The organism is Bacillus sp. LR_5 (assembly GCF_042709275.1).
In genome coordinates this window covers 14,550-28,332 of record NZ_JAVAXX010000060.1, presented here as the reverse complement: position 1 = coordinate 28,332, position 13,783 = coordinate 14,550, and the positions used below count along the sequence as shown (strand labels likewise).

Genomic DNA, 13,783 nt, shown 5'->3' with positions numbered 1-13,783 from the left:
AGCGCTTAAAGGGCCTTCTATCATGCCTGGCGGACAAAAAGAAGCGCATGAGCTTGTGAAGCCGATTCTTGAAGCGATTTCTGCAAAAGTTGACGGAGAACCTTGTACGACATATATCGGTCCCGACGGTGCCGGCCATTACGTAAAAATGGTGCATAACGGTATTGAATACGGAGATATGCAGCTGATTTCTGAATCTTATTTCATTCTGAAACAGGTGCTCGGTCTTTCAGCAGATGAGCTTCACGAAGTTTTCGCTGAATGGAATAAAGGTGAGCTTGACAGCTACTTGATTGAGATTACAGCTGACATCTTTACGAAAAAAGACGAAGAAACAGGCAAACCGCTTGTTGATGTGATTCTTGATAAAGCAGGCCAAAAAGGAACAGGAAAATGGACAAGCCAAAGCGCACTTGACTTAGGTGTTCCGCTTCCGATTATTACTGAGTCTGTATTCGCGCGCTTTATCTCAGCTATGAAGGAAGAGCGTGTGAAAGCGAGCGGCCTTCTTGCAGGACCAGACGTGAAGCCAGTTACAGAAAATAAAGAAGAGCTGATTGAAGCAGTCAGAAAAGCGCTGTTCATGAGTAAAATCTGTTCTTACGCGCAAGGATTTGCTCAAATGAAAGCTGCTTCTGAAGAATATAACTGGGATCTGAAATATGGCGAAATCGCTATGATCTTCCGCGGCGGCTGCATCATCCGCGCAGCGTTCCTTCAGAAGATCAAAGAAGCTTACGATCGGGAACCTGAGCTTGATAACCTTCTTCTTGACAGCTACTTCAAAAATATTGTAGAAAGCTACCAAGGAGCGCTTCGCCAAGTGATTTCACTTGCAGTTGCCCAAGGTGTGCCAGTGCCGTCATTCTCAAGCGCATTAGCTTACTATGACAGCTATCGCACAGCTGTCCTGCCTGCAAACTTAATCCAAGCGCAGCGTGACTACTTTGGCGCCCATACTTATGAGCGTACAGATAAAGAAGGTATCTTCCATACTGAATGGATGAAGTAATCAATAGAAACCCCCGAAGCCTTAGGGCTTTGGGGGTTTTTTATTGAATGCTAGAATGTCTTAAGGGATAAGGCAGTCTTGACAGCCGAAAAAAAGCCGAAAATGCTCACAAGCATTTTCGGCTTTTTCGTATTATATATTCCACCAGTGCAAGCCGTCTTTCGCCAAAAGATCATCTGATTCTTTCGGTCCCATAGAGCCTGACTCGTAGTTAGGAGACAAGGTTTTGTTTGCTGCCCATGTTTCAGAAATGGAATCGACAAAGCTCCAAGAAAGGGCAACTTCATCCCAGTGTGCAAAGTTTGTTGCGTCGCCAAGAAGACAGTCGTGAATTAATTTTTCATACGCTTCAGGGGTGTTCAACTCGTCATTGCAATTGCTGCAGTAATCGAGTTTGATAGGCTGCGCGTGTGCTGCCCCGCCAAGCTTTTTAGCGTTTAAGTAGAGCGTAATGCCTTCGTCAGGCTGAATATGGATGACAAGCAAGTTTGGATTCATGTTGTTTTCGTTGCCGTAGTACAGGTTCATCGGAATGTCCTTAAATTGAACGACGATTTTTGTGGACTTTTCTTTCATTCGTTTTCCGGTGCGGATATAGAATGGAACACCAGCCCATCTGAAGTTGTCGATCAAGAGCTTGCCTGCAACAAAGGTTTCTGTATTTGAGTCAGGAGCGACATTATCTTCATCCGTATAAGCAGGAACCGGCACACCGTCAATTTCACCGGCTTGATACTGTCCGCGCACAAAATACTCATCTACTTCGTCTTTTGCAATAGGGCGCAGTGCTCTCAGAACCTTTACTTTTTCGCTTCTGATTTCTTCTGTGTTCAATTTGATCGGCGGCTCCATTGCAAGAAGGGCAACCATCTGCATAATGTGGTTTTGTACCATGTCGCGCAGGGCGCCTGATTTTTCGTAATATCTTGCACGGTCTTCGACGCCAAGTGATTCGCTAGATGTGATTTGAATGTTTGAGATGTAGCGGTTTGTCCAAAGCGGTTCGAAAATCGCATTGGCAAATCGAATCACTTCAATGTTCTGAACCATTTGTTTGCCTAGATAATGGTCGATTCTGTAAATTTGATCTTCCGTAAATGCTTCGCGGATTTCTTTGTTTAGTGCCTGTGCACTTGGCAGATCATGGCCGAACGGCTTTTCAATGACAAGACGGGACCAGCCTGTAGTTGCTGTAACACCTTCTGATTTTAATGTTTTTGCAATTGTCCCGAAGAATTCAGGAGCCATTGCCAAGTAGAACATTCTGTTGTTCGGAATTTGATATGTATCTTCCAACTGGTTAAGCAATACGTTAAGCTCTTGATAGGAGCCAGGGTTTGTCACGTCAAACGGGTGATAGTAAAAATGAGACGTGAAATCATCTATATGTTTATCTGCAGATGAGGAAATGGATGTTTTAACAGTTTGGCGAAGATCCTCATTGGACCAAGGTCTTCTTCCAACTCCTACAACTGCAAACTCTTCTCCGATTTGTCCGTTTTGATATAAACGGTGAATAGACGGATACAGTTTTCGTTTAGCTAAATCTCCAGTTGCACCGAATATGACAATTACTGCTTTTGGTTGTTGGTTTGTTTTCACTAAAAGTACCTCACTTTATTCGAAGCTTTATTTTAGTACACCCCGTATATTTCCTTCATTTTAAATCTAAAATTCAACGAAAGCAAACATTTAAGCCCTTTTTTTGCAGAATGCCGTAAAAATGTTTTTAGAACGAAAGGATTGTTCCTTTCAGAGGCAAGATTCACATTTTGCGCCTGATCCTGTATTCTTGTAGGTAACTAGTTCTAGTAGGAGGAAGAAACGTGGAATTACTTTTTTTAGGGACGGGAGCCGGCATTCCCGCTAAGACGAGAAACGTAACGTCGGTGGCATTAAAATTGCTTGAAGAAAGGCGTTCAGTATGGCTGTTTGACTGCGGGGAAGCCACGCAGCATCAAATTTTACATACAACGATTAAACCTCGTAAAATAGAAAAAATCTTCATTACCCACATGCACGGCGATCATGTATACGGGCTTCCGGGGCTTCTGGGGAGCCGTTCCTTTCAAGGGGGAGAGGACGAGCTGACGGTGTACGGACCTAAAGGGATCAAGGCGTTTATTGAAACAAGCCTTGCTGTCACGAAAACCCATTTGACATATCCGCTTGTGATCAAGGAAATCGAAGAAGGAATCGTGTTTGAAGACGATCAGTTTATTGTCACAGCAGTATCTGTTATTCATGGAGTAGAGGCTTTCGGGTACCGTGTGCAGGAAAAAGATGTACCAGGTTCCTTAAAGGCGGATGTATTAAAAGAAATGAATATCCCGCCTGGACCTGTGTATCAAAGAATCAAAAAAGGGGAAACGGTAACGCTTGAAGACGGACGCATCATCAATGGGAATGATTTTCTGGAGCCTCCTAAAAAGGGAAGAGCTGTTGTGCTTTCCGGAGATACGAGAGTAAGTGACAAGCTAAAAGAGCTTGCAAAGGATTGTGATGTGCTTGTTCATGAAGCGACCTTTGCTAAGGAAGATCGGAAACTTGCTTACGATTATTTTCACAGTACAACGGAACAAGCAGCTGTAACAGCGAAAGAAGCCGGTGCGAAGAAGCTCATTTTAACCCATATCAGCGCAAGATATCAGGGAGATGCCTCTCTGGAGCTTCAAAAAGAAGCGGCTGACGTTTTCCCAAACAGCGTGGCAGCGTATGATTTCTTAGAGGTAAACGTTCCGCGGGGCTGAAGGAAGAGCTCCTATTTGACAAATTGTAATTACGTTGTATAATAAAACGTAATCATTACGCTTTATAAGGAGATGCTAATATGAGAGTCAATGTTACTTTAGCCTGCACTGAAACGGGAGACAGAAATTACATCACAACAAAAAATAAACGCACCAACCCAGACCGTTTAGAGCTGAAAAAATATTCACCGCGTTTAAAGAAATATACCATTCATCGTGAAACAAAATAACAAAAAAGACCGGGCGTTTTACGGCCCGGTCTTTTTTTATGTTAATTGACTGCCTGATAAAGAGGAGCGGCCTGCTGGCACGCTGCGCACCACACGTCATAAATAGCCAAATGAACGATATGAGGTTCATCATGATGGATGTTGTGCGAGCTGTTTTTAGCTTGAATCCAGCTGCTTTGATTCGATAGAGACAAGATGCTGGTGTGCAGGTTTTGCCATTCCTGTTCAGCAGCGAATTTCTCAGTCCGTTCACCTGATGACAGTACAATGAGAGGCATGTTCCCTAAATGGACTTGCCGCTGTTTGAGTTCCTGCAGGCTTCTAGAAAACTCTGCATGTGTGCCCTCAAGCATTATCTTTTTTGTATATGCTTTGTGCATTTCTTCAGGAATAAAGGAGAAGCTTGTGCAATCTCCTAAAGCTGGATCAAGGAGGACCATGCCGATAATATCGCGCCTGTTTTTGCAGGCCCATAAACCGGTGATCACAGCCCCGTATGAGTGAGAAACAGCCAAATAAGGAGGTTTTACATCTGCTGCTTTAAGCAAACTCTCCAATTCTTTCACCTGTTGTTCAGCTGTTCGTTTAGCGCTGCTTTGTCCGCTTTTCCCTATCCCTGCCCGATCATATGTGAAAATGCCAAATTCATCATCAATGTCCGCCATTAATGGTTCCCACGTCTCAGAAGAAGTACCGTAGCCGGCCTCAAAGACAATCGTTACACCGCTTGATCCTCTCCGGTGTTGTGTATGAAACGCACATCCGTCAATTGTATATGTCTTTTCCATCCAAGCTGAGTTCATTGGAGTCATCTCCTCTAATTGGTTCTACTAGGGAGACGGAGAACCTTAGCTGATCGTTTCTCTAAAAAATAAAAAAAGAGATATCCGGTTGAGGATATCTCTTTTGGACATTACCAGCCTCTTTCGTATTGAACAGGGGCCGGAATCTCTGTATTAAGCTGTTTCGCAGCAGTTCTTGCAAAGAATGGATCACGCAAAAGCTCTCTGCCGATAAAGATGAGGTCGGCACGTCCGTTTTGCAGAATTTCTTCAGCCATTGAACCGTCTGTAATCATGCCGACAGCACCAGTTGCCATGTCAGCTTGTTCACGGATTTTCTCAGCGAAGCTGACCTGATAGCCAGGGAATACGTTAATGTCTGCTTGAACAAGGGCGCCTGAGCTGCAGTCAATTAAATCAACACCCTGCTCCTTCATCCATTTTGCAAAACCGATGTGATCGGCGATATCTAAGCCCTTGTCTGTATAGTCAGAAGCAGATACACGGACAAATAAAGGGCCGTCCCATACTTGTTTGACTTCTTCGATGACTTCTCTTAAGAAACGATAGCGGTTTTCAGGTGAGCCGCCGTATTCATCTGTGCGGTGGTTGGAAAGCGGAGATAGAAATTCGTGAATTAAATATCCGTGCGCCGCATGAATTTCAATCACATCAAAACCGGCTTCTTTTGCGCGGGCAGCCGCTTGTTTGAATTCCTGGATCGTTTCTTTTATTTTTTCTGCTGACATTTCTACAGGTGTTGCTGATTGTTCGTCAAACGCAATCGCCGATGGAGCGAAAATATCTCCTTCAAGCTCTGCTTTACGTCCGGCATGGGCAAGCTGAATGCCGATTTTTGAGCCTTGTTCTTTGACATGCTCAGTCAGTTTGGCAAAGCCTTCGATATGCTCATCGCTCCAAATTCCTAAGTCTTGGTCTGTGATTCGTCCTTGAGGATTCACCGCTGATGCCTCCACAATAATCAGCCCGACCTGGCCGATTGCTCGAGATATGTAATGTGCCATGTGGAACGGCGTCAATTTTCCGTCCTTTTCATGAGAAGAATACATGCACATTGGCGACATGACGATGCGGTTTTTTAACGTCATATCCTTAATTGTAATAGGTGTGAATAATTTTCTGGCCATTTCTTTCGCCTCCCGTAAGGTTTTTAGAGATTGATTATATCAAGTCATTTCTTTCCCGTCATATAAACTGCTCAAAAGATCCGTTTTTGTCAACCATTTCTGTATAATAGACAGAGAATCATTTTATTTTTCATTTTAGAAGCGTTTTTATACATAGGAGGGGCGGAGATCGATGAATTGGCAGACGAAGGACGAATTGCTGACCCTTTTAACTTCTCTTGTACAATACGAAAGCATCACCGGTTCGAAGGGAGAGGCAGCACTTGCAGAATATCTTTATTTTATTTTGAAGGACAAGCCTTATTTTCAAAAACATCCTGATGATGTAACACTTCATCCGATGGACGACGGCAGATCCTTTCTAACGGCTCTAGTCAAAAAGAAGAATGTCAAAAAGACAGTGCTTTTGCTGAGTCATTTTGATGTCGTGGACATAGAGGATTACGGAGAATTCAAACATATGGCTTGTAAGCCTGCCGAGCTTTTGAGTTCCTTTTTAGAGAAAAAAGAGCTGCTTCCGGAGCGTGTGCGAAAAGATGCTGAGAGCGGCGACTGGCTGTTCGGAAGAGGGACGATGGATATGAAAGCGGGGCTTGCTGTTCATCTGTCAATGCTGGAGCGGGCAATGAACGGCCAATTTGAGGGCAATCTGCTATTGATTACCGTTCCTGATGAGGAAGTGAATTCAAGAGGCATGATTGAAGCGGTCCCTGTACTGAAGGAAATGGAGAAAAAGCATGATATCACATTAACCGCTTGCCTGAATGCTGAACCGATGTTTGAAAAATTTCCCGGCGATCAGCAGCAATATTTTTATACAGGAAGCATTGGCAAGGTGCTTGCGGGATTTTTCTGTAAGGGGATTGAAACCCATGTCGGAGAGCCATTTTCAGGCATAAACGCAAATTTAATGGTATCTGAGATGAACCGCTTGCTTGAACTGAATGTGGATTATTGCGAAAAGGTTGATGGTGAAGTCACTCCGCCGCCGGTCAACTTAATGCAAAAGGACTTGAAAGAGGCGTATTCAGTTCAGACACCGCATACAGCTGTCACGTTATTTAATGTGCTGTCAATGAAACGGTCGGCCAGTGAGCTGCATCAGATGTTGCTTAAAACCGCAGAACAGGCGGCGGAGGAAATAACCGCGAACATTCGAAAGAAAACACAGGATTTTCAGCAATTTGAGTCTTTTCAGCCGATTGAACGCACCGTGACTGTTTTGACATTTGATGAGCTGGTCGCGCGTGCAAAAAAGCGTGTTGGAAACTCGGAAACCGAGCGGGTTCTTAATTATGCCTTTGCCAACAGAGGCGATCTTGGGGACAGGGATTTTTCGACGAAAATTGTTTCAGAGCTTGCTTCACTTTGTAAGGAAGATGCGCCGCTTATTGTTCTTTTTTACAGCCCGCCGTTTTATCCGGCGGTTTCTTCAAAGGACGATCAATTGATCAGGAATACAGCTGATCAGCTTATGCATTATGCGGCTGACAGGTACGGCATAGCTCTACGGGAGGTCCAGTATTTCCCCGGACTTTCAGACTTAAGCTATCTACAGCTGGAAAAGCAGGAGGTTGATGCGTACACAAGCAATATGCCGCTCTTTAACAGAGGATATTCACTGCCAAGCGGCAAAGATCAGGCTTTATATGTCCCGGTTTTCAATGTCGGTCCGGCTGGAAAAGACCCGCACAAATGGACGGAAAGACTGTATATGCCTTATTCCTTTGAAGTGCTTCCGGACTTGCTTTCATTTACGATCTCCGCGCTATTAAAACAATCAGAAACTGCCGGCCAGCTGTTTTAGGAAACACCAAAGACAGAAGGCACAGTACCTTCTGTCTTTTGGCTTATATCTATGAATGCTTCTCTAAGGCGGCACCGGCAAACTGCTCTTTGATCTCCGCACTGCGTTTAGCGGTTTCTTCAATACAGTGAATAATCGCTTCTTCAAAGCGGGAGTCCTGTAAAGCGCGAAGGCCTGCTTCAGTTGTGCCCCCTGGACTCGTAATTTCCTTGCGCAGCTGTACAGGCTGTTTGCCGCTTTGAAGGAGCATATCTGTTGCCCCTGCCATAGTCTGCAAAATGAGTGCTTTTGCCGTTTCCTTATCCAAACCTACTTTTTGCGCCGCTTTTTCCATTGCCTCGATATAACGGTACACGTAGGCCGGACCGCTGCCGGCGATCGCCGTGACAGCATCAAGATGCCGTTCCTCAACCAGTGTGGCATCACCGATTGTTTCCAATAAAGCTTTTGCGGCGGTGATATCATCCTGGCTTGCTTCCGCGCTTACAGAAAATCCGGTTGCTGATTTTCTAATGGCTGCTGAAGTATTAGGCATGACGCGAATGACCGCGAGCTTTCTGCCAAAATAGTGCTGAATGGTTTCGATGGTAAGGCCTGCAAGCACTGAAATCACAAGCTGATCCTTGATATACGAACGGATGCCGTCAATGCTTTCCGCCGCGTCCTTCGGTTTAAAAGCGAGGATGATGATATCGGTGTGAGTGAACAACTCATTTTTATCTCTGCATGGACGCACGCCGTACGTCTCCTTTAATTCAATCAGACGCTCGTCATTTGAGCGGTTTGTGATATAGATATGTTCTGGTTTTGTGATGCCGCTTTGCAAAATGCCGTTGATCATTGCTTCTGCCATGGACCCAGCGCCGACAAATCCTATCTTTTTCATTGGTATCCTCCTTCTATCAGAACAACAAAAAACCTTTTCATCACGTAAAGGACGAAAAGGTTCGCGGTACCACCCTCATTAGCACAAATTGTGCTCAGCTCAAATCCCATAACGCGGGAAACGTTTAGGTTTTCCTAACCGCTCTGAGGGCAGGTTCTACAAACAAGCGGGCCGCAATACCTTTCAGCCAGGGGGTATCGCTCTCTTTGACCATTGCCTTGTATACTAATCCTCGTCATAGCGTTCCAATGGTTCTCGTTTTAGTTTGTTGTTCATTATGCAATGGCGGACAAGCTAATGTCAATAGCTTTTTCAAAAAGGGCCATTCTCATTCAGCTATAATGACACAAGACCGAGAAAAAGCTAAAATATGAATAATGAATGAAGACAAGGAGCAAAAGGATGACAACTGCAGATGTTGTAATTGCGATCCGCGTCCCGACACCATTTGCTGTCGGTGATGTTATCGTTTATCTAGTAAAAGGTGATGCGCTGACACTTATCGATGTGGGGCCGAATACAAAAGAGGCTGCTGCAGCCCTTCAAGAGCAGCTTGCTGCTGTAAACGTGAAAATGTCAGATATTGAGCAGGTTGTACTGACTCACCATCATGCTGATCATGCCGGCTTGCTTGATGTTTTTTCTGATGGAATTGAAGTGATTGGGCATCCGTTCAACGAACCTTATATCAGCCGAAATCAAGCTTATATGGATTGGCAAAAACGTTTTTTTCAAAAGCTGCTGCCTGAATTAGGCGTTCCATTTGATGCTGGAAAGGCTGAAAAGCTGATTCGGTCAGCGTACGCATTTTCCTGTACGAGATCCCTGACAAAAACAGTCAGAGAAGGGATGAGGATTGATGGACTTGAGGGCTGGTCTGTTTTGGAGATGCCTGGACATGCTGAGTCGCATATCGTTCTTTTCCATGAAAAAAGCGGGAGAATGCTTGGCGGCGATCTTCTGCTGGCCAACAGCTCGTCTAATCCGATTATAGAAGCCCCGAAAGAGGGAGACATAAGGTCAAAGCCTTTAGTCGACTATCAGCGGTCTTTGCGAAGGCTGTCTGAACTTGAGCCAACAATCGTGTTTCCCGGCCACGGTGAAACGATTACCAGCGTACAGGCGCTGATTGAGAAGCGTTTTGACAAGCAGAGGAACAGGACGGAGGATGTGCGGCGCATGCTGGATGAAAAGCCGATGACCGCTTTTCAGGTCTGTCAGCAGCTTTTCCCTGCTGTGTATGAAAAGGAATTATTTTTAACGATGTCAGAAACGGCAGGGCATCTTGATGTGTTGGCTGCAGAAGAATCCATCACGTCATATTGGGAAGGGAAAACTGCATACTTTAGAACAATGAAGAGGTGAAATGGGTGAAACATATAGCGGGAAAGCGAATTTGGATAACCGGCGCTTCAGGAGGACTCGGTGAAAGAATCGCATATTTATGCGCAGCTGAAGGAGCCCATGTCCTGCTGTCGGCAAGACGTGAGGATCGTTTGATTGCAATAAAGAGGAAAATAACCGAGGAATGGAGCGGACAGTGTGAGATTTTTCCTCTGGATGTCGGCCGCCTAGAGGATATCGCCCGTGTACGCGATCAGATTGGCTCGGTTGATGTACTGATCAACAATGCGGGCTTCGGTATATTTGAAACGGTTTTAGACTCGACACTAGATGACATGAAAGCGATGTTTGATGTGAATGTCTTCGGCTTGATCGCCTGTACAAAAGCGGTGCTTCCGCAAATGCTTGAGCAAAAAAAGGGCCATATCATCAATATCGCTTCTCAAGCGGGGAAAATTGCAACACCGAAGTCGAGCCTTTATTCCGCGACAAAACATGCCGTGCTCGGCTACTCAAATGCTTTACGGATGGAGCTGGCGGGAACCGGCATTCATGTGACAACAGTCAATCCGGGACCGATTCAGACGGACTTTTTTTCCATTGCTGATAAAGGCGGGGACTATGTCAAAAATGTCGGCCGCTGGATGCTTGATCCTGATGATGTGGCAGCTCAAATTACAGCCGCTATTTTCACGAACAAACGGGAGATCAATCTTCCGCGTTTAATGAATGCCGGCACGAAGCTGTATCAGCTGTTTCCGGCTCTCGTTGAAAAGCTGGCAGGACGCGTGCTTATGAAAAAATAACGATGGAACTGCCTGTGGTGAGAAGCTTGTTGGCATGATCACAGGCAGTTTTTTGTAGAGGAAGGGAGAAATCATTGAATGTCAATCAATCAAGAAGCCCTTCATGTTCTGCTCAAAGATCCGTTTATTCAGAAACTGATTGATGCAGAGCCTGTATTCTGGGCAAATCCGGGCAAGAAAGAGGGTTCGTTATTCCCTGCAGATGAGTGGGAAAGCGAGATAGCGGAGGCAGAAAAAAGGCTGCGGCGGTTTGCTCCTTACATTGCCGAGGTGTTTCCTGAGACGAAAGATGCCAAAGGAATGATCGAGTCTCCGCTTTTTGAAATGCAGCATATGAAGGAAAAGCTGGAAGCGCAATATCAGCAGCCATTTCCGGGAAGGTGGCTTTTAAAGTGCGACCATGAGCTTCCGATTTCAGGATCGATTAAAGCGCGGGGCGGGATTTATGAAGTATTAAAGCATGCTGAAAAGCTGGCGCTTCAAGAAGGAATGCTACAGGAATCCGATGATTACAGCATGTTACAGGAAGACCGATTTGCCGCGTTTTTCTCCCGCTATTCGATTGCTGTCGGTTCGACAGGAAATCTTGGATTAAGCATCGGCATCATCGGTGCAGCACTCGGATTTCGCGTGACAGTGCATATGTCCGCCGATGCTAAGCAGTGGAAAAAGGATCTCCTTCGCCAAAAGGGTGTCACTGTCATGGAGTATGAATCAGATTACAGTGAAGCGGTGAAAGAAGGGAGACGGCAGGCGGAACAAGATCCATTCTGTTATTTCATTGATGATGAACACTCCCGTCAGCTGTTTCTAGGATATGCTGTTGCCGCCAGCCGTTTAAAAACGCAGCTCGACTGTATGGAAATACAGCCAGGACCTGAAACGCCGCTGTTTGTGTACCTGCCGTGCGGTGTCGGCGGAGGGCCGGGCGGTGTGGCATTTGGGCTGAAGCTTTTATATGGAGACCATGTTCATGTGTTTTTCGGCGAACCGACTCATTCACCATGTATGCTGTTAGGGCTTTATTCCGGACTCCATGAGCAGATTTCTGTCCAGGATATCGGCCTGGATAATCGGACGGCTGCTGACGGGCTTGCCGTAGGGAGGCCGTCAGGGTTTGTCGGTAAGCTGATTGAACCGCTGCTGAGCGGCTGTTATACCGTAGAGGACGATACGCTTTATGCCTTGCTTCATATGCTGGCTGTCTCTGAAAGTAAATATTTAGAGCCCTCTGCTCTTGCCGGCATGTTTGGACCGATTCGGCTCTTTTCGACTGAAGAAGGAAGACGCTATAGTCAGAAACATAAGATGGAACATGCTGTACATGTCGTCTGGGGAACGGGAGGAAGCATGGTTCCAAAAGAAGAAATTGCTGCGTATAACCGAATTGGTGCAGATTTGCTGAAAACGAAATGAAAAAATAAGCAGACAGTGAAAGGGTTTTCCGTTACAATCTTTGTAAGGGTTTTAACCTTCAGAGAGTCAGGTGTAAACAGTGAAAAATAAAGAGCTTAATTTACATACTTTATATACAAAACACAATCGTGAGTCTTGGTCTGGCTTTGGGGGACATTTGTCGATTGCTGTTTCTGAAGAAGAGGCAAAAGCCGTGGAAGGGCTGAATGATTATCTATCTGTTGAAGAAGTGGAAACGATTTATATTCCGCTTGTTCGCCTGCTTCATTTGCATGTTAAGTCTGCAGCCGAACGCAATAAGCATGTCAATGTTTTTTTAAAGCACCCTCATTCAGCCAAAATTCCGTTTATTATCGGCATCGCCGGCAGTGTGGCAGTCGGAAAAAGCACGACAGCGCGGATATTGCAGAAGCTGCTTTCGCGTTTGCCGGATCGCCCTAAAGTGAGCCTTATCACGACAGATGGTTTTTTATTTCCTACAGCCGAGCTGAAAAAGAAAAATATGATGTCACGAAAAGGGTTTCCTGAAAGCTATGACGTAAAGGCGCTGCTCGAATTTTTGAATGACTTAAAATCAGGAAAAGACAGCGTAAAGGCCCCGGTGTATTCCCATCTCACCTATGACCGCGAGGAAGGTGTGTTCGAGGTTGTAGAACAGGCCGATATTGTGATTATTGAAGGCATTAATGTTCTTCAGTCGCCCACCCTGGAGGATGACCGGAAAAATCCGCGTATTTTTGTTTCCGATTTCTTTGATTTTTCGATTTATGTGGATGCGGACGAAAGCCGGATTTTCACTTGGTATTTAGAGCGTTTTCGTCTGCTTCGGGAAACAGCTTTTCAAAATCCCGATTCTTATTTTCATAAATTTAAAGACTTGTCTGATCAGGAGGCTGACGAAATGGCAGCATCGATTTGGGAGAGTGTCAACCGGCCGAATTTATATGAAAATATTTTGCCGACTAAATTCAGGTCAGATCTCATTTTGCGTAAGGGAGACGGGCATAAGGTTGAAGAAGTGCTGGTAAGGCGGGTATAATATCGTGCATCATATTGAACTGTATGTTTCTGATTTGGAAGCGTCTCGACGATTTTGGGGATGGTTCCTAAAAGAACTTGGCTATAAAGAGTATCAAAAATGGAGCTCAGGCATCAGTTGGAAGAAAGATTGTTTTTACCTTGTGATTGTGCCGGCGAAAGAGCAGTTTCTAGAGCCGGAATACCACAGATGCCGTGTTGGGCTGAACCATCTCGCATTTCATGCTGAATCCAAGCTTCAAGTCGACCTGATGACCGAAAAATTGATGGCAAAAGGTTATCGTGTGTTGTACCGAGATCGGCATCCTTTTGCCGGAGGAGACGGGCATTATGCAGTCTATTGTGAGGATCCGGACCGGATTAAGGTAGAGCTCGTTGCTCCAAGCGGTTAATCGTGATCTTCGGATAGGCTGTTAAGCTTTTTCTCAATGCGGTCCAGCTGCGCTTTTCGGTTCTTCGCATACTTGAAGCTTGTAACAGCTGCAAAGATGACAGCGGCAAACATAATAAATACGAAAAGCTGAAACATCATATCGCCTATATTCATGTTCATCACCTCATTGT

13 protein-coding genes, 1 pseudogene and 1 other annotated feature are annotated in these 13,783 nt (G+C 45.2%); of the genes and pseudogenes, 9 read left to right on the top strand and 5 right to left on the bottom strand.

The window, feature by feature from the left end:
- Window positions 1-1,012 (top strand): NADP-dependent phosphogluconate dehydrogenase (gene gndA, locus RAC86_RS14695; protein WP_377885829.1); only part of this gene is annotated, 1,012 nt, incomplete at its 5' end.
- A gap of 132 nt (window positions 1,013-1,144) precedes the next feature.
- Here the strand turns inward: gndA and zwf are convergent.
- Window positions 1,145-2,614 carry a glucose-6-phosphate dehydrogenase gene (zwf, locus tag RAC86_RS14690; protein WP_014114310.1) on the bottom strand — a complete coding sequence of 490 codons (1,470 nt, stop codon included), beginning with the start codon at window positions 2,612-2,614 and terminating at the stop codon, window positions 1,145-1,147.
- Window positions 2,615-2,838: 224 nt separating this feature from the next.
- On the opposite strand from zwf, the gene rnz reads away from it, so the two are divergent.
- The gene (gene rnz / locus RAC86_RS14685) at window positions 2,839-3,762 is read left to right on the top strand and encodes a ribonuclease Z (protein ID WP_014114308.1); all 924 of its coding nucleotides are present in this window, start codon (window positions 2,839-2,841) and stop codon (window positions 3,760-3,762) included.
- 80 nt (window positions 3,763-3,842) lie between these two features.
- On the top strand, window positions 3,843-3,992 hold the full coding sequence (rpmG, locus tag RAC86_RS14680) for a 50S ribosomal protein L33 (protein ID WP_003325527.1): 150 nt from the start codon (window positions 3,843-3,845) through the stop codon (window positions 3,990-3,992).
- A gap of 41 nt (window positions 3,993-4,033) precedes the next feature.
- Here rpmG and RAC86_RS14675 read toward each other — a convergent pair whose 3' ends face one another.
- Both RAC86_RS14675 and namA read right to left on the bottom strand, forming a co-directional pair.
- On the bottom strand, window positions 4,034-4,795 hold the full coding sequence (locus RAC86_RS14675; RefSeq protein WP_014114307.1) for an alpha/beta fold hydrolase: 762 nt from the start codon (window positions 4,793-4,795) through the stop codon (window positions 4,034-4,036).
- Window positions 4,796-4,905: 110 nt separating this feature from the next.
- Window positions 4,906-5,922: an NADPH dehydrogenase NamA gene (gene namA / locus RAC86_RS14670; RefSeq protein ID WP_072182174.1), complete on the bottom strand. Its 1,017-nt coding sequence runs from the start codon at window positions 5,920-5,922 to the stop codon at window positions 4,906-4,908.
- A gap of 172 nt (window positions 5,923-6,094) precedes the next feature.
- Here namA and RAC86_RS14665 point away from each other — a divergent pair, with 172 nt between their 5' ends.
- Complete coding sequence (locus RAC86_RS14665) at window positions 6,095-7,729, top strand: M20/M25/M40 family metallo-hydrolase (RefSeq protein ID WP_072182173.1); 1,635 nt, start codon at window positions 6,095-6,097, stop codon at window positions 7,727-7,729.
- A gap of 49 nt (window positions 7,730-7,778) precedes the next feature.
- On the opposite strand, the gene proC is transcribed toward RAC86_RS14665, so the two are convergent.
- Window positions 7,779-8,615 (bottom strand): pyrroline-5-carboxylate reductase, encoded by an 837-nt coding sequence (gene proC / locus RAC86_RS14660; RefSeq protein WP_072182172.1) that lies wholly within the window; start codon window positions 8,613-8,615, stop codon window positions 7,779-7,781.
- Window positions 8,616-8,659: 44 nt separating this feature from the next.
- Window positions 8,660-8,863: a binding site (T-box leader), on the bottom strand.
- Between the two features lie 154 nt (window positions 8,864-9,017).
- Here proC and RAC86_RS14655 point away from each other — a divergent pair.
- The 5 genes and pseudogenes from RAC86_RS14655 to RAC86_RS14635 all read left to right on the top strand — a co-directional run bounded on the left by RAC86_RS14655 (window position 9,018) and on the right by RAC86_RS14635 (window position 13,611).
- Window positions 9,018-9,980 carry an MBL fold metallo-hydrolase gene (locus tag RAC86_RS14655; protein ID WP_072566519.1) on the top strand — a complete coding sequence of 321 codons (963 nt, stop codon included), beginning with the start codon at window positions 9,018-9,020 and terminating at the stop codon, window positions 9,978-9,980.
- Between the two features lie 5 nt (window positions 9,981-9,985).
- A complete protein-coding gene (locus RAC86_RS14650; protein ID WP_072566518.1) occupies window positions 9,986-10,765 on the top strand; it encodes an SDR family NAD(P)-dependent oxidoreductase in 780 nt (259 codons plus the stop codon).
- A 78-nt stretch (window positions 10,766-10,843) separates the two neighbouring features.
- Window positions 10,844-12,200 (top strand): annotated as a pseudogene (dsdA, locus tag RAC86_RS14645) (D-serine ammonia-lyase).
- Between the two features lie 60 nt (window positions 12,201-12,260).
- On the top strand, window positions 12,261-13,220 hold the full coding sequence (coaA, locus tag RAC86_RS14640; protein ID WP_014114300.1) for a type I pantothenate kinase: 960 nt from the start codon (window positions 12,261-12,263) through the stop codon (window positions 13,218-13,220).
- Between the two features lie 4 nt (window positions 13,221-13,224).
- Window positions 13,225-13,611 (top strand): VOC family protein, encoded by a 387-nt coding sequence (locus tag RAC86_RS14635; RefSeq protein WP_072566516.1) that lies wholly within the window; start codon window positions 13,225-13,227, stop codon window positions 13,609-13,611.
- Here the strand turns inward: RAC86_RS14635 and RAC86_RS14630 are convergent.
- Complete coding sequence (locus tag RAC86_RS14630) at window positions 13,608-13,766, bottom strand: hypothetical protein (protein WP_165766225.1); 159 nt, start codon at window positions 13,764-13,766, stop codon at window positions 13,608-13,610. The genes RAC86_RS14635 and RAC86_RS14630 overlap by 4 nt on opposite strands.
- Between the last annotated feature and the right edge of the window lie 17 nt (window positions 13,767-13,783).